Source organism: Acidovorax sp. M14 (genome assembly GCF_049331375.1).
GTDB lineage: Bacteria > Pseudomonadota > Gammaproteobacteria > Burkholderiales > Burkholderiaceae_C > Acidovorax.
Map to the genome: position 1 here is coordinate 4,033,517 of NZ_CP186263.1, position 26,826 is coordinate 4,060,342.

The following is a 26,826-nucleotide window of genomic DNA, read 5'->3' on the forward strand; positions in this document are numbered from 1 at the left end:
TGGAAGTGGACGCAGGCAGACCGGGAACCGGCACAGCCTGCGCGCTACCCCGCATTGTGCGGGGCAGGCCCCTGGCGGCGTGGCGCACACGTGACGAGGCGCATTGAAGCGCTCTGCGGGTGCTTTTGAAGGCTTTTTGGCCGGTAGCGCTAGTGCAACTTGCCTGAACAGCTATGTAATTAATAGCAAACAGTTCATCACACAGCTCAAGGCTTGGCGGCTGCAAACCGCACGGTCACCCGCAAGCCGCACAGGCGCGGCGAGCTGTCCAGCACCACGGTGGCGCCATGGCCTTGGGCAATGGCCTGCACGATGGCAAGGCCCAGGCCGCTGCCCGGGGCACCGTCAGCGGTGACGCGCACAAACCGCTGCATGGCCCGCTCGCGGTGCTCGGGGGCGATGCCGGGGCCGCTGTCTTCCACAGTGAGCACGGCGCGGTCTCCCTCGCGGCGCACCTGCAAGTCCACCTGGCCGCCGGGCGGGCTGTATTTGATGGCGTTGTCCAGCAGGTTGCGGGCCAGCATGCGCAGGGCCTCGGCGTTGCCGGTGACGGTGGCCGCGTCCGATTCCAGCAGGCCCACATCCATGCTGCGCGCCTGGGCAGCGGGGGCCACGTCGGACAGCGCCAGCTGCGCAGTGGCGCGCAGGTCCACAGGGTCATTCACGGCCGTGCTGGCCTCCTGCCGCGCCAGGGTGAGCAGCTGCTCGACCAGGCGCGTGGCGCGCTCAATGCCGGCCGACAGGCGTTCGACGGCGGCCGCCCGCGCGGCATCGTCACCCGCACGCTGCAGGCCCTGCAGTTGCAGGCGCAGTGCGGCCAGTGGGGAGCGCAGCTCGTGCGCGGCGTCGGCCACAAAGTGCTGCTGGGCCTCAAACGCGTGCTGCACACGCTCGAACAGCAGGTTGAGTTCGCTCACCAGCGGCTGCACCTCGTCGGGCAGTTGTGCGTCGCTGACCGGCGAGAGGTCGTCGGCCTGGCGCTTTGCCAGTTGGCGGCGCACCCGCTCCACCGGGGCGAGTGACCGGCTCACGCCCCACCACACGGCCAGCACCAGCAGCGGCGCCATGATCGCCAGCGGCGCCAGCGTGCGCAGTGCAAGGCTGCGGGCCATGTCGCGCCGCGCGGCCATGTTCTGCGCCACCTGGATGACCTGCGAGCGCGTCTGCATGGAGAACACCCGGTAGGTGCCGCCACGCGCCTGCACGTTGGTAAAGCCCAGCACGGCGATCTGCGGCAGTGCGGCGCCCACGGCGGATTCAAAAATGCGCAGGCCCTCGTTGGTCCACACCTGCACGATGAATTCGTGGTTTTCGTCCTCGGGGTCCAGCCCGGGGCCCAGACCCTGCGCATCCACCGGCAGGCCCGAACGCAAGGCCAGCGCGGTTTGCTGCATGTGGTAGTCGAACAGCGCATCGGCCTCTTCCAGCGCGCCCCGGTAGGCCAGCGCGCCCTGCACCGCCCCGGCCAGCACGATGGCGGCGAGCAAGAACATCAGCAGCCGCATGCGCAAGGAGCGCGGAAGCAGGCCCTGGAAGGTGCGCAAGATTTTTTCCATCACATCTTCGGTACCAGATACCCGACACCGCGCACGTTCAGCACCAGCTCGGGCCCCAGCTTCTTGCGCAGGCCGTGGATGTAGACCTCCACCGCGTTGCTGCTCACCTCGTCGCCCCAGCCGTAGAGCTTGTCCTCCAGCTGCTGGCGCGACAGCACCATGCCAGGCCGCGCGATGAGCGGCTCCAGCACCGCCCATTCACGCCCCGACAGCACCACCGGTGTGCCGCGCACGGTGACCTCGCGCGTGGCGGGGTTGATGCTGACGCCCTGGTGCTCGTACACCGGTTCGGCCCGGCCCGCTGCGCGGCGCAGCAGGGCGCGGATGCGGGCCAGCAGCTCGTCCAGGTCATAGGGCTTGAGCACGTAGTCATCGGCCCCGGCATCCAGCCCCTCGATGCGCTGCGCCACGGCATCGCGCGCGGTGGCCACCAGCACGGGGGTGCGGTTTTTGCGGGCGCGCAGGTCGCGCAGCACGGCCAGGCCGTCGCGTTTGGGCAGGCCCAGGTCCAGCAGCACCAGGTCGTATGCCTGGGTGCGCAGTGCCGTATCGGCCGCATCGCCATCGCGCGCCCAGTCCACCGCGTACTGCTCGGCGCGCAGCAGGTCCAACACGGCTTCGCCGATCATGGAATCGTCTTCAACAAGCAGCAGGCGCATGGCAAAGGGGCAGAAAGATCGGTCGGTCAGGAGTTCAGTAAAAGGGCTGGCTGCCAAGGATAGCGGCGGCATGGGCGCTGGCGCAGCACCGGGCTGCCAGAACGACTTGAATTTGACACATCACTGTCACAATGAAAGCGCCACGCGCACACCGCCCGCCCCAGGGGCCGGGCCATTACGACAACACACAAGGAGCAAGACCGATGGCCATTCCAATCACATTCCCCCCTCTCCACCACGTTGCTGCAGCCGTTGCGCTGGCCGCGCTGTCTGCCACGGGCGCCCAGGCACAGGGCGTGGTCAACGCGCTGTGCAGCACCGACGCCCCCTGGTGCGAAGCAGCCGCCAAGGAGTTCACCCGCAAGACCGGCATCAAGGTGAACCAGGCTCACAAAGGCACGGGCGAGATTGCCGCGCAGCTGCGCGCCGAGGCCAACAACCCCAAGACCGACATCTGGTGGGGAGGCACGGGCGACCCCTTCTTGCAGGCGGCCGACCAGGGCCTGCTGGCCGAATACCGCCCTGCCTACCTGCATGACCTGCATAGCTGGAGCGTGCGCCAGTACGCCATGTCGGGCCACCAGGTCGGAGGCTTTTACAGCTCGGCCATCGGCTTTGGCTACAACACCGAAACGCTCAAGAAGAAAAAGCTGCCCGAGCCCCAGTGCTGGTCCGACGTGATCAAGCCCGCCTACAAGGGCGAGGTAGAAATCTCGCACCCCGCCTCCAGCGGCACGGCCTACACCGTGATTGCGGGGCTGGTGCAGCTGATGGGCGAAGACAAGGCGTTCGACTACCTCAAGGCCCTGCACAAGAACACCACCACCTACACCCGCAGCGGCCAGGCGCAGGCGCCCAACGTGGCCAAGGGCGAGGTGGGTGTGGGCATCACCTTCATGTTCAACTTTGAAAAATGGAAGGCCGACAAGTACCCGGTAAAAACCCAGGCGCCTTGTGAAGGCACCAGCTACGAGGTGGGCGGCATTGCGCTGGTCAAGGGCGCGCGCAACATGGACAACGCCAAAAAGTACTACGACTGGCTGATGAGCCCCGAAGGCCAGGCCGTGGGCGCCCAGGTGGGCAGCTACCAGGTGCCTGCCAACAAGACCTTCAAGATGGACCCGCGCATCCCTACACTGGACAACGTGAAGCTCATCAAATACGACTTCGAGAAATACGGTAAGGCCGCCGAGCGCCGGCGCCTGATCGACCGCTGGACGAAGGAAGTGGAGCCCCTGCCGCGCTGACGCGCAGCGCCCGCCGCAGGGCCTCAACCGACGGCGGGCGCAGGCCATGGATCAGCCCAGGCGCACGGGCACAAAGATCTTGTCGCCGTCGCGCTCAATCAGCAGCGCCACCGACTTGCCCGCCTTGGCCATGGCCGCACGCACCTGCGTGATGTCCTTGATGGGGGCGCCATTGATGGCCAGCAGCACGTCGCCCGGCTGCACGCCGGCCGCAGCGGCGGGGCCGCGTGCCTGCTCGATGACCAGGCCTTCATTGAGGCCCGCCGCACGCCGCTCCTGCGGATCCAGCGGGCGCAGCGACAGGCCCAGTTGGCCCTTGCCCACGGCGTCATCGTTGCGCGCCTGCTTGACTGCCTTGTCGCTGGCGTCGCCCAGGGTGGCGGTCAGCTCCAGCGGCTTGCCCTGGCGCCACACCGACAACTTGGCCTGCTGGCCCGGCTGCGCCTGGCCCACCCAGGCGGGCAGGTCGCCCGAAGCGACGATGGGCTGGCCGTCCACCTGGCGGATCACGTCGCCCGCCTGCAGGCCGGCCTTCTCAGCCGGGCTGCCCTTGCTGACGCTGGCCACCAGCGCGCCTTCGGGCTTGTCGAGGTTGAACGACTCGGCAAACGCCTGGTTCACCTCCTGCACCGCCACGCCCAGTTGCGCGTGACGCACCTTCCCGGTGGCAACGATCTGGTCCTTGATCTTGGCGGCCAGCTCGATGGGGATGGAGAACGACACCCCCTGGTAGCCGCCCGAGCGGCTGTAGATCTGCGAGTTGATACCCACCACCTCGCCACGGGCGTTGAACAGCGGACCACCGGAGTTGCCAGGGTTCACCGCCACGTCGGTCTGGATGAAGGGCACCAGGCTGTCGTCGGGCAGCGACCGGCCCTTGGCACTGACCACGCCGGCCGTCACGCTGTTTTCAAACCCAAAGGGCGAGCCAATGGCCAGCACCCATTCACCCACCTGCAGGTCGCGGGTGCTGCCCAGGCGCACGGTGGGCAGGTTCTTGGCGTCGATCTTGAGCACGGCCACGTCGGTCTTGGGGTCAGAGCCCAGCACCTTGGCGCGGAACTCCCGCCGGTCGGTGAGCTTGACGATGACTTCGCTGGCACCCTTGACCACATGGGCGTTGGTCAGCACCAGGCCATCGGGGCTGACGATAAAGCCCGAGCCCTGGCCGTGCGTGGGCACGTTGGGCTGTGCCTGCGGGCCCATGCCGCCCGGAAAGCCGAACTGGCGGAAGAACTGGTAGAACGGATCGTTGGGGTCCATTTGCGGTGCCCGGCCCTGGCGCGCGGCGGGCTGGCCGTCGTCTTCACCGTCGTCATCGGCCATGGCGGCCTTGGTGCTGCCCGTCACGCTGATGTTGACCACTGCCGGGCCGTTTTGCGCAGTGATCTGAGCGAAGCTGGGCAAGGCCCCGCCGGGGGCGGCGGGCGTCTGGGCCACGATGGCGGGGGGCGGGGTCAGGGCGCGGGCCTGGTGCCCGGTGATGAGGCCTACGCCCGTGGCACCCACCGCACCGGCGGCCACCAGGGCCAGGATGAGGCGGCGGGGGGTGGAGGTCAGCGTTGTCGTGTTCATGGTGTGGTGCCTTTCCAATCGGAGTTGCGATGGAGGGCAGTGTGGGCACCAACACTTAGACGAAACTTAGAAGCTGTTCAAAGTCCCTGTTTGCTTTTCTGAGTCATGTGAGAGCCTCCTCACGAAGCGCCCCGGTCGCAGCACCCCGCAGGTCACGCGGCGCCACGGCCCTTCTGGCTCTCGAAATAGACCACCTTGCGGGCCCGCATCACGTCGCCCAGGGGCCGGTGTGCAGCCAGCGCCTGCCAGGGGTCAAACACAGCGGCCTCCACCTCGGCGGCCAGGGCGGCATCGGCGGCGGGGTCCTGCCGTGGCAGGGTGAGCCGGGCCACGGTGGTGTAGGGCGTTGGCCAGTCCACGCTGGCATCTTCAATCGGGGTGGTGGCCTCGTCCACAAACGGCTGCAGCTGCAGGTCCCACTGCAGGTCTTGCTGGCGCAGGCGGCCGGAGAACTCGGCATCCCAGTCGTGCTGCACCTGCCTGACGGGCGCGCCGTTGGACGCATGGGGCACCAGCCGCACCCGCACGGCATAGGGCCCACACGCAATGGGCGCAGCGCTGAACATGGCATGCGATGCAAAGCCCCCAAAGGGCCGCCCAAAGGTCTTGACCGTCTTGGCGATCTGCCGGGCCGCACCCAGCAAGCCGTGGCGCTGCACCAGAAACTTGATCAACGCACCGCCGCCGTGCGACGCAGCGACCACAAAATCCACAAACTCGGCGCTTTGGGGGAAGGCAAACTTTTCCTGGTTGATGAGCAGAAAGTCCTGGCTTTTGGCGGGCCCGTTTCCCAACGCGGAGTCGCCCTGCACGCCCCGCACACTGATCGCAAAGCCCCGGATGTCGGGCTTGTGGTCCGCCGCCTTGTCCATGCCGCCGTTGCTCAGCCGCACCCGCACGTCGTACTGCGCTGGCCGCGCGAACAAGCCCTGGGCCGCAAACGCGGGCAGATCGCCCAGCACCTCCAGGCGGCCATACGCGGCCGTGAGCTGCTTGCGGTGCAAGCCCCGTCCGTTGCCATATTTTTGCGACTTGCGTGCCTGCAGCTCGGCAAACTGGCGCGCGTAGCCCGCAAAGCGCTGCGCTTCATCGGGTGCCACCACTTCTTTCCACTGGGTGCTGGGGGCGTTGGACATGTGCATGAGCCACCTTGGTTAAAAGCCAGGCGGCATGGTAGCGCGGCACGGGCCTCCCATGCCACCCCACTACGGGCCTTCAACCACTGACGAAGCGGTACACGATAGCGCCCCGCACCACCTCGCCCGGCTGCCACCAGCGCACCGGAAAGCCTGCGTGGTTGGGCGCATCGGGGTACTCCATGGGCTCCAGGCAGATACCGTCGCCCGGCTGCCACAGCCAGCCGCCCTGCCCCGCTCCACGCCCCAGGTCCCGGGCGGGGTCGGCCTTGAGGCCGTGGCCTGCATACACCTGCACGCCAGGGGCGGTGCTCCACACCTCCATCGCACGGCGGCTCACCGGCTCGCTCAGCAGCGCGGCCAGGCGCAAGCCCGTTGGAGTGATGGATGACGACGGAGGGGCAAGGGGCGGAGCCTGTTCGTCCAGCACTAGGTAGTGGTCCAGCCCGCCCGCCACAGCCAGCTGCTCATGGGGTGTTGCGATGGCATCCGCCACACGGCGGGGCTGGCGGAAGTCGAACGGCGTGCCCTGCACTCCCGACAGCCCGCCCGTGGGGCACACGTCAGCGGCCAATGGCACGTAGCGGCTGGCGGGCACCTGCAGGGTGTGGCCGTGGGTGCTGCCCTGGCCTGCCAGGTTAAAGAACGCATGCCCGGTGAGATTAAGCACCGTGGGCGCATCCAGCACCTCGGCCGTCCAGGCCATGTGCAGCGCGTTGTCGGCCGTGACCTGCAGGTGGAGCCGCACGCACACCGTGCCGGGCACGCCGTCGTCTTCGGTGCGGAAGGTGTGGCTCAGGGTGAGTGCATCGGCCTGTACCTGCTCCACCGCAAACACCTGAAAGCGGCTGCCGCGCGGGCCCCCATGGTGGTGGTGTGGCCCGCTGTTAGTGGGCAGTTGCCGGTGCGATCCGTCCGGCAGGGTCAGCGTGCCCGCACGCAGCCGCCCCGCCCAGCGGCCAATGAGTGCGCCCATGGAGAGCTGGCCGTCCAGGTAGCCTTGCAGGCTGTCGTAGCCCAGCGCCACATCGGCCAGAGCACCCTGACCGTCGGGCACCGCCACCTGCACCAAGCGCGCGCCATAGTTGCTCACGGCCACCTGAAGGCCGCCGGGGCTGCGCAGGGTGAAGAGGTCCGTGCGCTGGCCGTGCAGCTCTTGTTGAAACGCTTCGCGGGAAAGTGTGTAAGCCATGGGCCGAGTCTATTTGGTGGCACTGGCCGTATCGCGCGTGACCAGCCAGATGCCCACACACACCAGCACCAGGGCCAGCAGGTTTTTCCACTCCCACAGTGCCTCGCCCAAAAACAGCGCCGACAACGCCGCGCCGAAGATCGGCACCGTGAAGTTGAACACCGTGACCTGGCTCACGCGGTTGTGCTTGAGCAAAATGCTCCACAGCGAAAAAGCGGCCGACGACAGCAGCGCCAGATACACCAGCAGCACGGTCGAGCCCGCGGTGAAACCCGTGAGCGAGCCCCCCAGCGCCCAGCCGATGGCCAGCAGCGCCACACCGCCCAGGCCCAGTTGCCAGCCCGTCATCACCACCGAGTCCATGCGCTGCGACACCTGCTTGCCGTAGATGCTGGCGGCCGCCAGCACGAACGCGGCGATCACCACAAAGCCCTCGCCCAGCAGCGTGAAGTCCAGGTCCAGCGTGCCGCGCCCCAGGTTCACCACCATCACGCCCGCAAAACCCACCACGCAGCCCCAGAGCTTGGCGTGGCTCAGCCGGTCGTTGTGATACACCCAGTGCGCCAGCAGCACGCTGAAGAAGGTGCCCGTGGCATTCATGATGGAGCCCTTGACGCCCGTGGTATGCGCCAGGCCCACGTAGAAGAACACGTACTGCAGCGTGGTCTGCGCCAGACCCAGCACCACCAGCTGGCGCCCTGCCCCGGGCCCCAGGCCCCAGATGGCCTTGCGCGTGGCCACCGCCCAGGCCAGCAGGATCAGCCCTGCGCCCAGAAACCGCCAGCCTGCGAATACGAGCTGCGTGGGGATGTCATTGCGGGCGATGCCAAACCAGGCGTAGCCGGTCTTGATGGCCGGGTACGAGCTGCCCCAGAGCAGGCAGCACAGCAGCGCCAACGCCACCACGACCTTGCGGTCGGAAAAACGGGTGTGACCCATGAGAAACGGTCTTTCAAGGACAACAGCCCTTGCAGGCAAGGGCTGTTGAAGAGGGAACACAAAGGGCCGGGGCCCGACGGGGTTCAGGTCACCGGCGCCGGGTTGAAAAGCACCAACGCGTTGTGCAGCTGCCATTGCTCGGCCCAGGTCTTCTTGCGGCCGCTGGCCACGTCGAGCAGCAGGTGGAACATCTCCCAGCCTAGCTGTTCGATGGTGGCCTCGCCATCAGCGATCTTGCCGGCATTGATGTCCATCAGGTCGTGCCAGCGGCGCGCCAGGTCAGTGCGCGTGGCCACCTTGACCACCGGGCATTCAGCCAGGCCGTAGGGCGTGCCCCGGCCCGTGGTGAACACGTGCAAGTTCATGCCCGCAGCCAGTTGCAGCGTGCCGCAGATGAAGTCGCTCGCGGGCGTGGCGGCGTACACCAGGCCGCGCTGGTCGCGGCGCAACTTCTCGCCCGGCGCCAGCACATGCGCAATGGGCGCAGTGCCGCTCTTGATGATGGAGCCCATGGCCTTCTCGGCGATGTTGGACAGCCCGCCCGCCTTGTTGCCCGGCGTGGTGTTGGCCGCGCGGTCCACACGGCCCCGGTCCAGATAGCGGTCGTACCAGCCCAGCTCGCGCACGATAGCGTCAGCCACCTCGGGCGTGGCGGCGCGGCTGGTGAGCTGCTCCACGGCGTCGCGCACCTCGGTGTTCTCGCTGAACATCACCGTGGCGCCAGCGCGCACCAGCAGGTCGGCGCAGAAGCCCACAGCAGGGTTGGCAGTGACACCCGAGAACGCATCACTGCCACCGCACTGCACACCCAGCACCAGCTCGCTGGCGGGGATGGTCTCGCGGCGGCGGGCGTTCAGGCGCTCCAGGTGGGGCCGGGCGCTTTGCACGATGTGGTCGAGCATGGACATGAAGCCCACATGCTCGTCGGCCTGCAGGCACACCGTCTCGGGGCCCAGAGCCGCATCGCGCTCGTCAGTGATGGGGAAGCTGCCCGGGGGCAGCAGGCGGTCGGGCTGCAGCTTTTCGCAGCCCAGGCTCACCACCATGACCTCGCCCCCAAAGTTGGGGTTGAGGCTGATGTTGCGCAGCGTGCGGATGGGGATGATGGCGTCGGGTGCATCAATGGCCACGCCGCAGCCATAGGTGTGCTCCAGGCCGATCACGTCATCCACATGGGGGTACAGAGGCAGCAGCTCGGCCTTGATGCGGCGCGCGGCCTGCGCCACCACGCCGGCCACGCACTGCACGGTGGTCGTGATGGCCAAAATGTTGCGCGTGCCCACCGAGCCATCGGCATTGCGATAACCCTCGAAGGTGTAGCCCGTGAGGGGTTCGAGCACCGGTGGCTTCACGGTGGCCATGGGCAGGCCTTCGAGCGCTCGGGCCGAGGGCATCTGCAGCAGGCGCTCGTGCACCCAGCTGCCGGCCGCGATGTCTTTGAGCGCATAGCCGATGGGCACGTTGTAGCGGCGCACCACGCCGCCTTCAGGGATGTCTGCCAGCGCCACCTTGTGGCCCTGCGGCACCTTGTCGCGCAGCGTGATGCCTGCGCCCGGCACACTGGCTGGCAGCAGGGTGCCTGCAGGCAGGCCACCGTCGTTGGCGACGATGGCGACGTTGTCATCCGCGTGCATGCGGATGGTGAGAGCTTGTCGCATAAGTCCGTTCAATTCACAAGGTATGCCGGTTTCGCTCCACGCAGTGGCAGAGCCATCACTCCCGCCGGGTCAGCCGCCACCCTTGAGCACCAGGTCTGGCAGCCACATCGAAAACTGGGGCACATAGGTCACCAGCATCAGCGCCACGATGAGCGCACTGTAGAACGGCCAGATGGTCTTCATCACCTCACCCACCGACACGCCCCCGATGGTGCAGCCGATGAACTGGGTGGTGCCCACGGGTGGCGTGTTCAGGCCCAGGGCGCAGTTGATGAGCATGACGATGCCGAACTGCTCGGTACTCATGCCGAACTGCTGGCAGATGGGCAAAAAGATGGGCGTGCAGATGAGGATGGTGGCCGCCATGTCGAGAAAGGTGCCCAGCACGAACAGGATGATGTTCACCGACAGGAAGATCACCCAGGGCGAGGTGCTCATGGACTTGAGCGCATCACCGGTGAGCTCAGCCACGCCGTACAGGCCGATGAGGTAGCCGAACATGGACGAGATGCCGATGAGCAGCAGCACCGTGCCCGTGGTCTTGACGGCCTTGGACGCGGCCTTGAGGAACTGCTCGCGCGTGAGCTTTTTGTAGACGAACACCGAAAGGATCAACGCCCACAGCACAGCTACCGACGCCGACTCGGTGGCGGTGAACGCCCCCGACAAAATGCCCGCGATGATGATGACCACCACCGCCAGGCCGGGCACCGAGGCGCGGAACGAGATCCACACAATCTCCCAGCCCGGGAAGGTGCCGGCGGGGTAGCCGCGCTTGACGGCTACGAAATAGGCGGCTGCGAGATTGCAGATGGTCAGCAGCAGGGCCGGCACGATGCCCGCGAGGATCAGCGCCGCAATGCTCACCTTGCCCCCAGCAGCCAGCGTGAAGATGATCAGGTTGTGCGACGTGGGCATGAGCGCGCCCACCAGCGAGGCGTGGGTGGTCACGTTCACCGCATAGTCAGCGTGGTAGCCCTCTTTTTTCATCTGCGGAATGAGCACGGCGCCCATGGCGGACACGTCGGCCACCGGCGAGCCCGAGACACCGCCAAACAGCGTGCAAGCCAGCACATTGCTCATGCCCAGGCCGCCACGCACATGGCCCGCCACGCTCTTGGCAAAGTTGACGATGCGGTCGGCAATGCCGCCATACATCATGATCTCGCCCGCGAAGATGAAGAACGGGATCGCCAGGAACGAGAACGGGTTCATGCCCGAAATCATCTGCTGGAAGCCCACGGCCAGCGGCAGGCCTTCGTACAGGATGGTGGCCAGCGAGGACAGGCCGATCGAGAAGGCCACGGGCACGCCCAGCAGCAGCAGCAGCGTGAAGCTCACGCACAGGATGGTCAACGCCATGATGGTGATGGAATTTTTATGAAGACGTTTAAGGAGCGGGCTTAGAGGCTGGGAATTCCTTGGTCGTGTCCGAAAGGCGCGCCACAACGCTCCGGATCTAGGCGCAAAGCGCAGCCATAGCCAGCGCTATGGCGAGCATTTGCAACGACGAGCCGGGGCGTTTTGGCGTGCAAGGCGGGCATGGACAAGGGATTCCCAGTCTCTTTAGTGCCAGGCAGGCTCGACTTCAACGCCACGCAGGATGGCGATGATGTGCTCCAGCGAGAACATGGCCACCAGCACGCCGGCCATGGCGGGCGGCACGTACTTGAAGGCTTCGGAGATGCCCAGCGTGGGAATCTTGTAAGGCGCCACGGATTCAGCCAGCACGCCACAGTTCCAGGCCATGACGATGCCGAACAGCAGCACCAGGGCGTGGATCAACAACTCGAGCTTGGTGCGCAGCCAGTCGGGCGCCAGCACCAGGAAGGATTCCAGGCCGATATGGCCCGCGTCACGCACGCCCACGGCCATGCCCAGCATGGTCACGTACAGCACCAGCAGCACGGCGCCGCTCTCGGCCCAGGTGGGTGTGTCGTTGAAGATGTAGCGGCCGATGACCTGGTAGAGCACGGCGCACACCAGGAGGACAAGCCCCCCCACGCCAAGCTTCAGGCAGGTGCGCGCGATGAAGGCACAGAGTCGCGTGTACATAGAAGGAACATTCAGAAGACAAACAAAGAAACCTGCCGCCGGGCGTCGGGCCCTGCGGCAGGGATGGCCAGGTTCACTGGACCGCGTCGATGCGCTTGACCATGTCCTGGAGCTTGGGGTCCTTCAGGAACTTGTCGTACACCGGCTTCATGGCCGCCTTGAAGGGCGCCTTGTCCACTTCCACGATGTCAGCGCCACCGGCCTTGACGACGGCCAGCGACTTCTCCTCCCGCTCGTCCCAGAGCTTGCGCATGTACACCACCGACTCCTTCGCGGCTGCGCGGATCGCCTTTTGCTCGTCGGCGCTCAGCTTGTCCCAGACGCGCTTGCTGAACAACAGGATCTCGGGCGCCATCGAGTGCTCGGTCTTGTTGAAGTACTTGGCCACTTCGAAATGGCGCGAGCTTTCGTAGCTGGGGTAGTTGTTCTCGGCCGCGTCCACCAGGCCCGTCTTGAGCGCGGTGTACACCTCACCAAAGGGCATGGGGGTGGCGTTGGCGCCCATGGCTTCCAGCAGTGAGACCCACAGGTCGCTCTGCTGCACGCGCACCTTCAGGCCCTTCACGTCGGCCAGGGTCCTAATGGGCTTCTTGACGGTGTAGATCGAGCGTGCGCCGGAGTCATAGAACGCCAGGCCCACAAAGCCCTGCGATTCGCAGTCCTTCAGGATCTCGTCGCCGATGGCGCCGTCCAGCACCTTGCGCATGTGCTCCTTGTCGCGGAACAGAAACGGCATGGTGGGCACCATGGTGGCAGGGCAGATGTTGTTCATGGGCGCGACGTTCACGCGCGTCATGGCGATGGCGCCCAGTTTGGTCTGCTCGATGGTGTCCTTCTCGATGCCGAGCGAGCCCTTGGCGTACACCTTGATGCTGTGCTTGCCGCCGGTGGCCTTGGACAGCGTCTCGCCCATGTGGCGCACGGCCAGCACGGTGGGGTAGTCCTCGGGGTGGATGTCGGACGAGCGGAACTCGGTAGCCTGCGCGGCCAGGCTGCCGAGCAGGATGCCGGCGGCGATGGCCACGCGGCCAAAGAGGTGTGGAACGTTCATGGTGCTTTGTCTCCTGGGTTGAATGGGGGGTGGCGTGCTGCGCTCACGCGCTCTGGTACGGGGCTTCTGCGAGCCCTTGGGCGCCCGGGCGGGTCACGAAGACCGCGCCGCCGTGGGCTGCATCGTTGCCCTGCGGCTGGCCGGGGCGGATGGAGGTGATGAACAGCAGGTCCATGTCGGGCCCGCCAAAGCTGCACATCGAGGGCTTGCTGACCGGCACGGCCAGCGAGCGGTCCAGCACGCCCGATGGCGTGAAGCGATGCACCAAGCCTGCATCGTTGGCGCAGATCCAGTAGCAACCGTCGGTGTCGATGGCAGCGCCGTCGGGCCGGCCCGGCAGTTCGCGCATGTCCACGAACTCGCGGCGCGGCCCCAGGCTGCCGTCGTCGTGCAGGTCCAGCGACCAGATTTTCTGCACACTGGGGTGGCTGTCGCTGAGGTACATGGTGGCGCCATCGGGGCTGAAGGCAAGGCCGTTCTGGGTGACAAGGCCCTGCACCTGCGGCGCCGAGAGGCCACGTGCATCCTGCCGGTACAGGCCGCCCGCAGGCAGGGCGAGCGACATGTCGCGCACCATGGTGCCGGCCCAGAAGCGCCCCTGGCGGTCACAGCGGCCGTCGTTGAAGCGCATGCCAGCTTGCGGGTGCTGCACGGCAGAGATGAGAGTGCAGACCAAAGTGCCGTCGTCGGCAGGCTGCAGGTGGAAGACGCCGGTGTCCATGCCAGCGATGAGCCCACCGCTCGCATGCAGCGCAATACAGGCCAGCCGCTCAGGGGTCGTCCAGCTCCTCAGTTGCCGTTCGGCCCAGCGCAGGCGGCGTAGCGCGCGGCCTTCAATGTCCACCCAGTACAGCGCCTGCTCGGCAGGGCTCCACAGCGGGCTTTCGCCCACCTGGTCCTGGTGGTGAGGCAGCAAGAGTTCCATGGGCACGCTCACTCGAACGGACCGGTGCGCACAAACGGCCCGCCCTGATAGATCACGGCCGGGTCGGTCAGGTCGGGCTGAGGGTCTGCGGCCTCCACCTTGGCGCGGAAGGGCTCGGAGCTGTCCTGCGGGCGGTAGCCGATGTGGCGGGCGAGTGTGTTGTCCCACCAAGTGGTGGTGTTGTCGCCCATGCCATAGATGATGCTGTGGCCCACCACTGGCGCCGTGAGGCTGGCCACCACGAGGCGCTCCAGGTCGTCGTAGCTCATCCACGTGGCCAGCATGCGGCGGTTGCGCGGCTCGGGGAAGGAGGAGCCGATGCGCAGGCACACGGTTTCGATGCCGTAGCGGTCGAAGTAAAAGCGTGAGAGGTCCTCGCCAAACGCCTTGGACAGGCCATACAGGCCATCGGGCCGTGCCGGGTCGCGCAGGCCCACCACTTCGTCCTGGCGGTAAAAGCCGGTCACATGGTTGGAGCTGGCAAACACCACGCGCTTGACGCCTTGCTTGCGAACGGCCTCATAGAGGTTGTATGCCCCCACGATGTTGGCCTGCAGGATGGGGTCCCAGGGCTGCTCGGTGGACACGCCCCCCAGGTGCACCACGGCGTCCACCCCTTCGAGCAGCGGCAACATGGCACTGGCATCTTCCAGCCGCGCGGGGCGCAGTTCTTCGCCCGGCGCCTCGCTGCCCAGGTCGGCGATGTCGGACAGGCGCAAGGTGGTGCAGTACGCCTTCAGGCGCGTGCGCAATTCACGCCCCAGTCCGCCAGCGGCCCCGGTCAATAACAAGCGTTGAAAACGGATCGGTGTCGGGTGACAGGGCATGGCTTTTGCGGAGGTTCTTGGTACAGTGGCGTTACACGTGGTTGAACGTCATCAGTTGTCATACAACGAGGAGGCAATGTACTCCTTTCAACCCGTCCAACACATAGGGATAACACCGAGACATGAGCACCGACATTGCCCCACGCCGCAAGCCCCGCACCCTGGCCCTGGAGCTGGTGGACTCCCTGGGTGACCGCATCCGCGACGGGCGCCTGGCACTGGGCGACAAGCTGCCCACCGAGGCCGCGATCATGGCCGAGTTCAACGTCAGCCGCACGGTGGTGCGCGAGGCCATTTCCAAGCTGCAGGCGTCCGGCCTGGTAGAGACACGGCATGGCATCGGCACGTTTGTGCTGGGTCTCGGGCAGGCCCCGGGCTTCAAGATCACCCCCGACCAGTTCAGCACCCTGCGCGATGTGATTGCCGTGCTGGAGCTGCGCATCGGCGTAGAAACCGAAGCCGCCGCGCTGGCGGCGCAGCGCCGCACCCCCGCCAACCTCAAGACGATGCGCGAGGCGCTGGACGCCGTGGCAGCAGCCGTGGACGCCGGGCGCGACGCGGTGGCGGCGGACTTTCAGTTTCACCTGGAGATCGCACGCGCCACGCAGAACAGCCACTTTGCCGAGCTGATGGGCACGCTGGGCAGCATGATCATTCCGCGCGCGCGGCTGGATTCGGTGGAGGCCCCTAATGACGAGCGCAGGCAGTACCTGCGCCGCGTGAATGGAGAGCACGAAAGCATCTACGACGCCATCGTCGGCCAGGACCCCGACGCCGCCCGCGCTGCCATGCGCACCCACCTGGCCAACAGCCGCGAACGCCGCCGGCGCGCGCAGGCCGAGGCCGGCTGAAGTCCGGGGGACCCGGCAATGCCGCCCACCCGGCGCGCTGACCTGTCGCCCTGCGGGTCCGATGAGCCAGATACGACAGCAGGGCCCAGGCGGCAAGGAGTGATCTCATGAGTAGTTACCCGAAGTACCCATAGATGCGCTTATGTTGTACGATGACATACAACAAATCCACCATTGCCCCGCATTGGTACCCCAAGTGGCCTGGATGGACGCCGCCCGCAGCGGACAGCGCTCTCGGCCACGCCGTCCTGGCCCCTGGGCTTTGATCCGACTTTCTTCAACCACCCACCCTTTCACACCACCACCGCCATGCACGCAAACCTGATCGCCGGCAACTGGACCGAAGGCGTCCGCACGTACCAGAACACCAACCCCTCCGACACGCGCGACGTGATCGGCGACTACGCCGTGGCCAGCCGCGAGCAGGCACTCGACGCCGTCGCCGCAGCACACGCGGCCTTCCCGGCCTGGAGCCTGTCCACGCCCCAGCAGCGCTTTGACATCCTCGACGCGGTGGGCAACGAGATCATTGCCCGCAAGGCAGAGTTGGGCGACCTGCTGGCCCGCGAAGAAGGCAAGACCCTGCCCGAAGCCATCGGCGAAGTGGGCCGCGCGGCGGCCATCTTCAAGTTCTTTGCGGGCGAGGCGCTGCGCCCTGGCGGCGAGATGATCCCCTCCGTGCGTCCCGGCGTGGGCATCGAGATCACACGCGAGCCGCTGGGCACCATCGGCATCATCACGCCGTGGAACTTCCCCATCGCCATCCCGGCCTGGAAGATCGCCCCGGCCCTGGCCTACGGCAACACGGTGGTCTTCAAGCCCGCCGAGGTGGTGCCGGGCTCTGCCTGGGCGCTGGCCGACATCCTGCACCGCGCGGGCCTGCCCGCCGGTGTATTCAACCTGGTGATGGGTCGCGGTTCAGACGTGGGCGCCGTGCTGCTCGAAGACGAGCGCATTGCGGGCGTGAGCTTTACCGGCTCCGTTGGCACGGGCCAGCGCGTGGCGGCGGCCTGCGTGCCACGCGGCGCCAAGGTGCAGCTGGAGATGGGCGGCAAGAACCCGTTTGTGGTGCTGGACGACGCCGACCTGAACGTGGCCGTGGGCGCTGCGATTAACAGCGGCTTCTTCTCCACCGGCCAGCGCTGCACGGCCAGCAGCCGCGTGATCGTGACCGAAGGCATCCACGACCGCTTCGTGGCCGCCATGGTCGAGAAGATGAAGACCCTGAAGGTGGATGACGCCCGCAAGGCCGGCACCGACATCGGCCCCGTGGTGGACGACCGCCAGCTGGCGCAAGACCTGGAGTACATCGCCATCGGCCAGCAGGAAGGCGCCAAGCTCGCCTACGGCGGCGAGGCACTGGAGAAGAACGCCGACGGCGCGCCCGGCTTCTACCTGCGCCCCGCGCTGTTCACCGAGACCACGCCCGGCATGCGCATCAACCGCGAAGAGATCTTTGGCCCCGTGGTGAGCGTGTTGCGCGCCAAGAACTACGAAGAGGCGCTGGCCCTGGCCAACGACACGCCGTTTGGCCTGGCCAGCGGCATCGCCACCACCAGCCTCAAACACGCCACGCACTTCAAGCGCCACGCGCAAGCCGGCATGGTGATGGTGAACCTGCCCACGGCGGGCGTGGACTACCACGTGCCCTTCGGTGGCCGCAAGGGCAGCAGCTACGGCCCGCGTGAGCAGGGGCGCTACGCGGCGGAGTTCTACACCACGGTGAAGACCGCTTACACGCAGGCCTGAGGCGGGCGCGACACAAGCCTGCGCCCGCGACGCCACTCCAGCCCCGGAGTGGCGAGGCCAGGCGCCTGCACCGCGTTGGCGCGCACGGGCATCGCACAGGTCATTCGCCAACGGTTTTCAGCCAAATCGACCGCAAGCGCTAGTGAATCATGCGCTGGCAGCTATTATTTATATAGCAACAACAATCCGTCTGCTCTGTGCCGCTGATTCCGGCCACAACGGCAGCCGCTATCATCGCGCCCCATGACCGCCCTCCGAACCTTCTCTGCGCTGCGCCTGTGGGTGCTCGCATGGTTCGTGGCGTCGATGGGGGTAGCCATCGCATCGCCACTGGTGCACCCCCAGGCCTTTGAAGTGATCTGCTCGGGCGCGGGCACCATCAAGCTGCTGGTGCAGACCGACGATGGCACCGTTGAAATGGGCGCAATGGGCATGGACTGCCCGCTGTGCTCCACCCCCAGCGCCCCGCCCCCCACACCGGTCGCCGCCGTGCTGCCGCCCCACCCCCTGGCCCATGCGCTGCAGCCCGTCGAGGCCGCCCGCATTGCGGCCGCTACGGCAGCCCCCCTGCCCGCACGCGGGCCCCCATCGCGCTCTTGATCTGAAGCTTGTTGGCAGTGCCCGGTACCTGGTGGTCAGGTGCTGCCCTGTTCCCGCTGGTTTCCAGATGGCGCAGGCCTGCGTGCAACCCACGCGGGCCTGGCTGCGCTGTCGCTTCAAGACAAGAGCGTTTTCATGTCCCGTATTTCCTTTGCTTCGCGCAGCGCTGCGGCCTTGCCGCGCCTGCCCCTTTCCCCTCTGTGCCTGGGCGTACTTGCCACCTGCGCACTGTCGTCTGTCGCAGCCCATGCACAGACCAACACCCCACCCACCATGCAGGCCGTGGATGTGGTCGATGCCGCCGCCTCCCCCAACGGCAAACTCAACCTGGACACCCCCGTGGACACCGGCAGCCGCCTGGGCCTGACGGTGCGCGAGAACCCCGCCTCCGTCACCGTGGTGGACCGCGCCACCATCGACGCACGCGGCGCGCAAGACACGCAGGAGATCCTGCGCGCCGTGCCGGGCGTAGTGGCGCACAACGCGCCGGGCTCCATGGCCGCGCACTACCGGGGCTTTACCAGCAACTCGGTCGCGCAGCTCTACAACGGCATCAATCCGCAATACGGCAGCGCCACACGCGCGGTCGATAGCTGGATCTACGACCGGGTCGAGGCCATCGGCGGCGCGTCGAGTTTTCTGTACGGATCGGGCGGCGTGGGCGGCTCCATCAACTACATCACCAAGACGGCCGAGCGCAGCGACTTCACCGAGGGCCAGCTGCGCCTGGGCTCCTACGACCTGAAGGAAGTGTCGGTGGGCCTGAACCGCCGCATCGCAGGCAGCGATGGCACTGCAGGCCCTGCGCACTACGCGCGCATCGACCTCAACCACCGCAACGCAGGCAGTTGGATCGAGGGCACCAAAACGCAGTCCACCCAGCTGGCGACCTCGCTGCTGTCGGACCTGAGCGGCGGCTTCACGCACACACTGGCCTACGAATACCAGAGGGACCACGTGGACCGCCCGTACTGGGGCACGCCGGTGCTCAACCCCGCCGTGGGTGCACTGACCATCGACCCCGCCACGCGCTTCAAGAACTACAACAGCGCCGATGGCATGTACGAGCATCGCGTGCAGTGGCTGCGCTCGGTGGCGCAGTGGCGCGTGTCGGATGTGCTGCAGCTCAAGAACACGTTCTACGTGTACGACGCGCTGCGCGACTACCGCAACGTGGAGACCTACACCTTTAATGCGAACAACACCGCTGTCACCCGCACAGCGCCCTATCTGCAACGCCACGACCAACAGCTGGTGGGCGACCGGCTGGAGGGCACCTACCAGGGCCAGCTCGCAGGCCGAAAGAGCGACTGGGCCTTTGGCCTGGACGTGAGCGTGAACAAGCAGACGCGCTTCCCGTTCGGTCCCTCGGTCACCGTGAGCACGGTCAATCCCTACAACTTCACCACTGAAAACTTCTTCGACATCCCCGGCATGTCGCCCGTCCTGAACCCCGACAAGGACAACAAGATCACCAACACCGCGCTGTACCTGGAAAACCGCACCCTGGTGGCCTCCGGGGTGAACCTCATCACCGCACTGCGGCACGAGCGCATCGACCTCGACTTGGTGAACCGCCGAGCGGTGACGGCCACATCGCCCGCCACCTTCAGCCGCAGCTACAGCCCCACCACGGGCCGCCTGGGCGTGGTGTGGGACATTGCGCCCGGCGCCAACCTGTACGCGCAGGCCTCCAATGCGGCCGATCCGCCCTCGGGTTCGCTGGCCTCGGCCTCGTTTGCCGATGTGCGCAACAACAGTGAGCTGACCACGGGGCGCCAGTTCGAGGTGGGCAGCAAGTTCGACTTCTGGGACGGCAAGGGCAGCGCCACGGTGGCGGTGTTTGACATCCGCCGCAAGAACATCGCCTCGCAAGATCCGTCCAACCCCAATCTCACCGTGCTGGTGGGCGAACAGTCGTCCAAGGGCATCGAGCTGTCGGCCGGTATCCGCCCCACGCCGCAATGGCAGCTGCAGGGCAACCTGTCGCTGATCCGTGCGCGGTATGAGAACTTTGTGCAGGGCGGCGTCTCGCGCGCGGGCAATCTGCCGCAACTGGTGCCGCAGCAGGTCGCCAACCTGTGGGCCTCGTACGCGATCACGCCCACCGTCACCGCCAGCGCGGGGGCGCGCCATGTGGGCAAGGTGTATGGCAACGCGGCCAACACCAAGTTCTGGCCGTCGTACACGCTGCTGGACCTGGGCCTGGCCTGGAAGGTCAACAAGACCACCACTCTCACGGGCCGCGTGCGCAACGCCACCGACCGCATCTACGCAGCCGAGACGCGCGACCAGGTCTACCTGGGTGCGCCGCGCACGCTGGACGTGACGCTGCACACCGCGTTCTGACGCAGGCGGAGCACCGGACATGCCACACGCCAAACGCTGGCTGTACCTCGTCCACCGCTGGCTGGGCGTGCTGCTGTGCGCCTTCTTCGCCATGTGGTTCGTCTCAGGCGTGGTGATGATGTATGTGGGCTACCCCAAGCTGACGCAGGCCGAGCGCCTGGCCCATTTGCCGCCCTTGCGTAGCGCCATGCTGGGCGCGGAGCCTCTGCTGGAGCCCGCCGACGCCTTGGCCCGCGCAGGCCTGGCAGGCCCGCTGCAGGACCTGCGGCTGGCGCTGGCCAGCGGCGGGCGCGCCGTGTACCTGGTGGTGCCCGCAGCCTCCACCAGCGACGCCGCGCCACGCCCGCGCAGGGCCCCCGCGCCTGCGGTAATCGACGCCATCACCGGCGAGCGGTTGCAGGGTGTGGACGCCACGCGCGCCATCGCCTCGGCCCGCGCCTTTGCGCAGGAAGCCAACCCGTCCATCGACTACCAGGGCACGATCGACGAAGACGCCTTCACCCACTCGCGCGCGTTGGACGCGCACCGCCCGCTGCACCGCCTGCACCTGGGCGACAGCGCGGGCACCGTGGTCTACGTCTCCGGCACCACGGGCGAGGTGGTGCGCGATGCGCCGCTGCAAGAGCGCGCCTGGAACTACGCAGGCGCCTGGATCCACTGGCTCTACCCCTTCCGGGGCAATGTCTTCAACGACTACTGGACGGACATCGTCAACTGGCTGTCCATCGCGGGCATCACGCTCACGGTGACGGGCACGGTGGTGGGCGTGCTGCGCTGGCGCTTCCGGGGCCGGTACAAGACGGGCGCGCGCACGCCGTACCGGGGCTTCATGATGCGCTGGCACCATGTGTTCGGGCTCGTTTTTGCGGTCATCACGTTCACCTGGATCTTCAGCGGCCTCATGTCCATGAACCCATGGAAGATTTTCGACAGCGGTGCAGTGCCACTGCGCCAGCAGGCCATGCATGGCGGCCCCCTGCAAGTGCCCGCGCAGGCAGCAGCGGTACACGCCTTGCTCTCTGCGGCATCGCCCAACACCCGTGAGCTGCGGTGGGTGCGCCATGCCGGACACACGCTGGTGCTAGCCTACAGCCCCACCGGCGCCCCGACGGTGCTGGACGCCATCAACGCCGCCGCACATGTGTGGGCCCCGGGTGCTGTGGCAGAAGCCGCCGAGCACCTGCTGCCCCACGCGGTGGTGCGCACCGAAACGCTGACGGCCTACGACCTGCACTACTACGACCGCGCTGCCCACACCATGACTGGCGGCATCGACAAACCCCTGCCCGCACTGCGCGTGGTGTTCGACGACCCGCACGCCACCTGGGTGCACATCGACCCGCACACCGGTGCGGTGCTAAGCCGCACCGACAGCCACCGCCGTACCAGCCGCTGGCTGTTTGCCATGCTGCACAGCTGGGACTGGCTGCCCCTGCTGGAGCGCAGACCGCTGTGGGATGTGCTGCTCATCGCGCTGAGCTTGGGCGGGGCGGTGATGAGCGTGACAGGCATCGTAATGGGGTGGCGCAGGTTGGGTGTGAAACTGCGGCCGATACCGGGTCGGGGTGCAAGGCCGTGACCGTGACAGGTCGCAGCCCTATGATGGTTGCAGTTGCCTTTTGAAACACCTGCCCATGACGGCCCCAGCATCCCCGCCTGCAAACAACCCCGCCTTGCACCCACCGGCCGCGCACCTTGCGCCGTCCAAGCCACCACACTCCAGCCTGCCCCTGCGGACGATGGTGGTGCTGGGCACCGCACTGGTGCTGTTGCTGGCGTGGGCCACCGTGGCGATCTTGCTCAATGTGTCGTGGCGCGATGCGATGAACGCGCAGATACGCCAGAACAGCAACCTGGCACTGAGCCTGGGCGAGCAGACCGTGCGGGTCATGGCGGCGGTAGACCAGGCCACGATCCGCATGCGCGACGCAGTGCTGGCAGGTGACTTTGACAAGGCCGACTTCACGCGCTTTGCCAACGAAACGGGCCTCGCCCCCGACATCCTCACCCAGCTGTCGCTGGTAGGTCCTGATGGCCGGTTTGTCGGCAGCAACATCGATCCCACCGGCGAAAAAACAGGCCATGTGGACTTGTCGGAGCGTGAGCATGTGCAGGTGCACCTGACCCGCACCACAACGGAAGCCGCGCGCCTGCAGATGACGCCCAGCGGCCTGTTCGTCGGCAAACCGGTGGTGGGCAAGGTCTCAGGCAAGGCGACCATCCAGCTGTCGCGCAGCATCTCGTATGGCACCAGCAGCATTGCCGGGCTGGTGGTGGCCTCGGTGAACCCCGGCTACTTCGAGGACGTGTACCGGGACGTGCAGCTGGGCAAGACGGGCATCGTGACCCTGGTCGGTAACGACCGTGCCGTGCGCGCCCGCGTCATGGGCGGCCAGAGCATCGGCATGGGCGAGGTGGTGGCCCGTGCCGCCAACAACAACGCCGAAGAACTGGGGGCCAACGGTCACTACATACGCGCCAGCGGGCTGGATGGCATCGAGCGCATCTACGCCTACAGCCGGGTGGGCAACTACCCGCTGCTGCTGGTGGTGGCCACCAGTACCGACGAGGCCCTGAGCGGGTGGCGCGGCAACCGCAACGTGGCGCTGTTCACCATGGCACTGTTCAGCGTGGCACTCGTGGGGGCGGCCGTCATCTTTCTGCGCAGCGTGCACAAGCTCGAAAGCACCAACGCCGCCCTGCGCATCAGCGAGGCCGAGGCCCGCTCGGCCAGCCAGGCCAAAAGCGAGTTTCTGGCCGCCGTTTCGCACGAGTTGCGCACGCCGCTCACCAGCATCCGGGGCTTTGCCGAGCTGATGGAAATGCGGCTGGACCAGCCCCGCTTCAAGGAACAAGCCAGCCTGATCCGCAAAGCCGCCGAGCACCTGAACGCCCTGCTCACCGAGATTCTGGACCTGGCCAAGGTGGAAGCCGGCGCCATGCCCCATCTCCCCACCGAGCAAAACGTGGCGGAGATTGTTCAGTCCACCGCCGATTTTTTTGCCGTCACGGCCGCCAACAAGAACCTGGTGCTCCATGTGCGCATCGCCCCGGACGCCCCGCACACCCTGATGTGCGACGGACTGCGGCTCAAGCAGGTGCTCAACAACCTGCTGTCCAACGCCATGAAGTTCACCGACACGGGCTCGGTCGCCATCGAGGTGGACGCCAGCCCAGACGCCGTGAGCTTCCACGTGGTGGACACCGGCCCGGGCATCCCGGCGCACCTGCACGAAACCATCTTCGAGAAATTTCGCCAAGGCAACGACCAGGTGAGCTACCAGCACGGCGGCACGGGCCTCGGGCTGGCGTTATCGCGGGCGTTGGCGGTGCTGATGGGGGGCACGCTCACGCTGTCCTCTTCGGAGGGCCAGGGGTCGCGCTTCACGCTGACTTTGCCCCGCGAGCCGGGCAAGGAGTCTCATTAAGCAGTTCCCCGCAAGCAGGCGCGCTAAGGCGTCCTGGGGTCAGTGCCGGCTGCGCAACGTACGGCTGAGCAAAATCACCGGCACCAGCCCCACGGCCACCAGTGCCAGTGACGGCAAGGCCGCTTCGCCCAGGCGCTCGTCGCGGGCCAGCTGGTAGGCCACCACGGCCAGGGTGTCGCTGTTGAAGGGGCGCAGCACCATGGTGGCGGGCAGCTCCTTCATCACATCCACAAACACCAGCAGCGCGGCTGCGGCGGTGGACCGTTTGAGCAGGGGCCAGTGCACGCGCGCCAGCAGGCCTGCACTGCCCATGCCCAGCATGCGGGCGGAATCGTCCAGACTGGGCGGAATCCGCGCGTAGCCGCTTTGCATGGATTGCAGGGCCACGGCACAGAACCGCACGAGGTAGGCCCACAAAATGCCAAACGCCGTGGCGGTGACCAGCGCGCCCACACCCCACTGCGGCATGGCCGCCTGCACCCAGCCCACGGGCAACAGCAGCCCCACGACGATGACGGCGCCAGGCACGGCATACCCCACGCTGGCCAGTTGCACCACGCCACGCGTGATGGCGTCGGGCTGGCGGCGCACCGCAAAAGCCAGGGCGAGCGCGATGGCGACGGCCAGTGCGGCGGTGATACCGCCGAGGCGCACGCTGTGCCAGGCCCATTCCATGAAGCGCTCCCACGGCAGCACCGACCAGTCGGCCGCCAGTGGCCGCAACATGAAGGCCACGGGCGCCACAAACCCCATGAGCACAGGCACGGTACAGACGGCCCAGGCCGCCCAGCGGCGCCCGCCCTGCAGCCGCAGCGGCTGCGCCTCGGCCGAGCCTGCGCGCCCGCCACCGGTAGCAAAACGCATGCGCTTTTGCGCGCGGTGCTCCAGGTGCAGCAGCGCCATCACGACCACCAACAGCATGGTGGCCAGCTGCGCGGCAGCCAAGCGGTTGTCCATCGACAGCCAGGCCTTGTAGATGCCGGTGGTGAAGGTCTGGATGCCGAAGTAGCTGGCCACGCCGAAGTCGGCCAGGGTTTCCATCAGCACCAGCGCCACGCCCGCCGCCACAGCCGGGCGCGCCAGCGGCAGGGCCACGGCACGGATGCGGCGGGGCAGCGGTGCGCCCAGCAGGCGAGCGGCCTCCATGAGGTGGGCGGCGCGCTCGCCCAGGGCCGTGCGCGCCAGCAGGTACACATAGGGGTACAGCGAGAAGATGAACACCCATACGGCGCCGCCCAGGCTGCGCACCTCGGGCAGCAAGCGGCCTTCCAGGCCGAAGGTGTTGCGCAGGCCCACCTGCAGCGGGCCGCTGAACTGCAGAAAGTCGGTGTACGCATAGGCCGTGACGTAGGCGGGCATGGCCAGGGGCAACAGCAGCAGCCATTCAAAGGTGCGGCGGCCCGGAAAGTCGAACAGCGTCACAGCCGCAGCCGCCAGCGTGCCCACCACGGCGGCGCCCAATGCCACCAGCACGCTAAGCCACAGCGTGGTCCACACGTAGCCGGGCAGCACGGTGGATGCCATCTCGCGCAGGATGGCACCCGCCTGCGCATCGCCCTGCCCCGTGGCCGAGAACGGCAACCACGACGCCAGCACCGCCAGCACTGGCAAGGCCAGAAAGCCTGCAAACAGGATCAGCGGAATGCTGCGAAAAACAGAGAACGGGGTACGGCGCAAGGCGGTGGGCTCGGCAGAAGGAAGAAAGCGCACACCTGCCAAAGGGCATGGGCACCCTGGTGCAGTGTTGCACGCTATCTGGCACTCAAAAACCGCGTCTTTTCGGCCAGGGCTGCGTTGCAAATCCTCGCGACACCTTCGGGTATCGCTGTGATTTGCGCCTTGCCCTGACCAAAAATCCATCGGTCTTCAATGTGCCATCCAGCGCGCAACACTACACCAGCACCCAGGAATGCAAATGCGAATTTTAAGCATTCACTCCACGCCGCCTAAAATGCGCGGATATGTTTCTTGAGGTCTCCCAACTCGAAGTGCGCTACGCAGGCCGCGCACAGGCCGCTGTGCAAGGCGTCACGCTCAGCCTGAAAGCGGGTGATATCGGCGTGCTGATCGGCCCCTCCGGCTGCGGCAAGACCACCCTGCTGCGGGCCGTGGCCGGGCTGGAGCCCGTGACGGGCGGCGAGATTCGCCTGACCAAAAGCGTGGTCAGCAGCGCCACCCTGAGCGTGCCCCCCGAGCTGCGGCGCATCGGCATGGTGTTCCAGGACTACGCGCTGTTCCCGCACCTGTCGGTGGGCCGCAATGTGGCGTTTGGCATCCACCAGCTGCCCCGGGCTGAGCAGGCCGCGCGGGTGGCCGAGGTGCTGAAGCTTGTGGGGCTGGAAGGCAGCGAGCACCGCTACCCGCACGAACTCTCTGGCGGCCAGCAACAGCGTGTGGCACTGGCCCGCGCGCTGGCGCCGCGCCCGCAACTCATGCTGCTGGACGAGCCGTTCTCCAACCTCGATGTGGACCTGCGCGAGCGCCTGGCGCACGAGGTGCGCGGCATCCTGAAAGCTGCAGGCGCCACGGCCCTGTTCGTCACCCACGACCAGTTCGAGGCGTTTGCAATTGGCGATGTGATTGGCGTGATGAACGAGGGCCACTTGCACCAATGGGACGACGCGTACACCCTGTACCACCGCCCCGCCACGCGGTTTGTGGCGGACTTCATCGGCCACGGCGTGTTTGCGCCGGCGACGCTGGTGCAGCGCGGCAACAACGTGGTGGCCCAAACCCCTTTGGGCGACCTGACCGACCTGGACGAGTGCCCCCTGCCCAGCAGCTACCCCGCTGGGGAATGTGATGTGCTGCTGCGCGCCGACGACATCGTGCACGACGACCATGCGCCCGTGCAGGCGCAGATCGTGCGCAAGTCGTTCCGGGGCTCGGAGTTTCTGTACACCCTGCGCCTGGCCAGCGGCCACACGGTGCTGGCCCATGTGCCCAGCCACCACGACCACGCGCTGGGCGAGTGGATCGGCATCCGTGCCCAGGTGGACCACGTGGTGACGTTTCCGCGCGGCTAAACG

Annotated in this window: 21 protein-coding genes; 8 read left to right on the plus strand and 13 right to left on the minus strand. The window is 66.9% G+C overall.

Translation table 11 applies throughout. The features are described 5' to 3' along the window. Positions 1 to 206: 206 nt before the first annotated feature. Complete coding sequence (locus ACOYR4_RS18900; protein ID WP_422847675.1) at positions 207 to 1,556, minus strand: ATP-binding protein; 1,350 nt, start codon at positions 1,554 to 1,556, stop codon at positions 207 to 209. Continuing rightward, entirely contained in the window at positions 1,556 to 2,215 is a 660-nt protein-coding gene (locus ACOYR4_RS18905) for a response regulator transcription factor (protein ID WP_015015552.1), read from the minus strand. Before ACOYR4_RS18905 ends, ACOYR4_RS18900 begins: the two co-directional genes overlap by 1 nt. Before the next feature lie 203 nt (positions 2,216 to 2,418). Between ACOYR4_RS18905 and ACOYR4_RS18910 the strand changes: the two genes are divergently transcribed. Further along, entirely contained in the window at positions 2,419 to 3,462 is a 1,044-nt protein-coding gene (locus tag ACOYR4_RS18910; protein ID WP_422847676.1) for an ABC transporter substrate-binding protein, read from the plus strand. Between the two features lie 51 nt (positions 3,463 to 3,513). Here the strand turns inward: ACOYR4_RS18910 and ACOYR4_RS18915 are convergent, their stop codons facing one another. The 10 genes from ACOYR4_RS18915 to ACOYR4_RS18960 form a co-directional block, all read right to left on the minus strand. Beyond that, the gene (locus ACOYR4_RS18915) at positions 3,514 to 5,037 is read right to left on the minus strand and encodes a DegQ family serine endoprotease (protein ID WP_422847677.1); all 1,524 of its coding nucleotides are present in this window, start codon (positions 5,035 to 5,037) and stop codon (positions 3,514 to 3,516) included. 152 nt (positions 5,038 to 5,189) lie between these two features. Further along, positions 5,190 to 6,173: a catalase gene (locus ACOYR4_RS18920; protein ID WP_296335510.1), complete on the minus strand. Its 984-nt coding sequence runs from the start codon at positions 6,171 to 6,173 to the stop codon at positions 5,190 to 5,192. Positions 6,174 to 6,252: 79 nt separating this feature from the next. Continuing rightward, positions 6,253 to 7,365 (minus strand): aldose epimerase family protein, encoded by a 1,113-nt coding sequence (locus ACOYR4_RS18925; protein WP_422847678.1) that lies wholly within the window; start codon positions 7,363 to 7,365, stop codon positions 6,253 to 6,255. Positions 7,366 to 7,374: 9 nt separating this feature from the next. After that, positions 7,375 to 8,304: a DMT family transporter gene (locus tag ACOYR4_RS18930; RefSeq protein WP_422847679.1), complete on the minus strand. Its 930-nt coding sequence runs from the start codon at positions 8,302 to 8,304 to the stop codon at positions 7,375 to 7,377. A gap of 83 nt (positions 8,305 to 8,387) precedes the next feature. Continuing rightward, a complete protein-coding gene (garD, locus tag ACOYR4_RS18935; protein ID WP_422847680.1) occupies positions 8,388 to 9,962 on the minus strand; it encodes a galactarate dehydratase in 1,575 nt (524 codons plus the stop codon). 69 nt (positions 9,963 to 10,031) lie between these two features. After that, positions 10,032 to 11,324, minus strand: a complete 1,293-nt coding sequence (locus ACOYR4_RS18940; RefSeq protein ID WP_056066169.1) for a TRAP transporter large permease — start codon at positions 11,322 to 11,324, stop codon at positions 10,032 to 10,034. A 204-nt stretch (positions 11,325 to 11,528) separates the two neighbouring features. Continuing rightward, positions 11,529 to 12,017: a TRAP transporter small permease gene (locus ACOYR4_RS18945; RefSeq protein WP_015015560.1), complete on the minus strand. Its 489-nt coding sequence runs from the start codon at positions 12,015 to 12,017 to the stop codon at positions 11,529 to 11,531. 73 nt (positions 12,018 to 12,090) lie between these two features. Beyond that, positions 12,091 to 13,068 (minus strand): TRAP transporter substrate-binding protein, encoded by a 978-nt coding sequence (locus ACOYR4_RS18950; RefSeq protein ID WP_422847681.1) that lies wholly within the window; start codon positions 13,066 to 13,068, stop codon positions 12,091 to 12,093. Between the two features lie 43 nt (positions 13,069 to 13,111). Further along, positions 13,112 to 13,993 (minus strand): SMP-30/gluconolactonase/LRE family protein, encoded by an 882-nt coding sequence (locus tag ACOYR4_RS18955; protein ID WP_422847682.1) that lies wholly within the window; start codon positions 13,991 to 13,993, stop codon positions 13,112 to 13,114. 8 nt (positions 13,994 to 14,001) lie between these two features. Continuing rightward, on the minus strand, positions 14,002 to 14,820 hold the full coding sequence (locus ACOYR4_RS18960) for an NAD-dependent epimerase/dehydratase family protein (protein WP_056637251.1): 819 nt from the start codon (positions 14,818 to 14,820) through the stop codon (positions 14,002 to 14,004). A gap of 122 nt (positions 14,821 to 14,942) precedes the next feature. Here ACOYR4_RS18960 and ACOYR4_RS18965 point away from each other — a divergent pair, with 122 nt between their 5' ends. From ACOYR4_RS18965 to ACOYR4_RS18990, 6 genes are all read left to right on the plus strand, one after another. Then, entirely contained in the window at positions 14,943 to 15,671 is a 729-nt protein-coding gene (locus ACOYR4_RS18965) for a FadR/GntR family transcriptional regulator (protein ID WP_015015564.1), read from the plus strand. 309 nt (positions 15,672 to 15,980) lie between these two features. Continuing rightward, complete coding sequence (locus tag ACOYR4_RS18970) at positions 15,981 to 17,420, plus strand: aldehyde dehydrogenase family protein (protein WP_422847683.1); 1,440 nt, start codon at positions 15,981 to 15,983, stop codon at positions 17,418 to 17,420. A gap of 243 nt (positions 17,421 to 17,663) precedes the next feature. Then, positions 17,664 to 18,020 (plus strand): DUF2946 family protein, encoded by a 357-nt coding sequence (locus tag ACOYR4_RS18975; RefSeq protein ID WP_422847684.1) that lies wholly within the window; start codon positions 17,664 to 17,666, stop codon positions 18,018 to 18,020. Positions 18,021 to 18,155: 135 nt separating this feature from the next. Continuing rightward, positions 18,156 to 20,369, plus strand: coding sequence for a TonB-dependent receptor (locus ACOYR4_RS18980; RefSeq protein WP_422847685.1), 2,214 nt, complete (start codon positions 18,156 to 18,158; stop codon positions 20,367 to 20,369). 19 nt (positions 20,370 to 20,388) lie between these two features. Beyond that, complete coding sequence (locus ACOYR4_RS18985) at positions 20,389 to 21,948, plus strand: PepSY domain-containing protein (RefSeq protein WP_422847686.1); 1,560 nt, start codon at positions 20,389 to 20,391, stop codon at positions 21,946 to 21,948. A 55-nt stretch (positions 21,949 to 22,003) separates the two neighbouring features. After that, complete coding sequence (locus ACOYR4_RS18990; protein WP_422847687.1) at positions 22,004 to 23,797, plus strand: sensor histidine kinase; 1,794 nt, start codon at positions 22,004 to 22,006, stop codon at positions 23,795 to 23,797. A gap of 39 nt (positions 23,798 to 23,836) precedes the next feature. On the opposite strand, the gene ACOYR4_RS18995 is transcribed toward ACOYR4_RS18990, so the two are convergent. Next, positions 23,837 to 25,474 (minus strand): ABC transporter permease, encoded by a 1,638-nt coding sequence (locus ACOYR4_RS18995; protein WP_422847688.1) that lies wholly within the window; start codon positions 25,472 to 25,474, stop codon positions 23,837 to 23,839. 284 nt (positions 25,475 to 25,758) lie between these two features. Here ACOYR4_RS18995 and ACOYR4_RS19000 point away from each other — a divergent pair, with 284 nt between their 5' ends. Next, positions 25,759 to 26,823 carry an ABC transporter ATP-binding protein gene (locus ACOYR4_RS19000; protein WP_422847689.1) on the plus strand — a complete coding sequence of 355 codons (1,065 nt, stop codon included), beginning with the start codon at positions 25,759 to 25,761 and terminating at the stop codon, positions 26,821 to 26,823. Positions 26,824 to 26,826 lie beyond the last annotated feature (3 nt).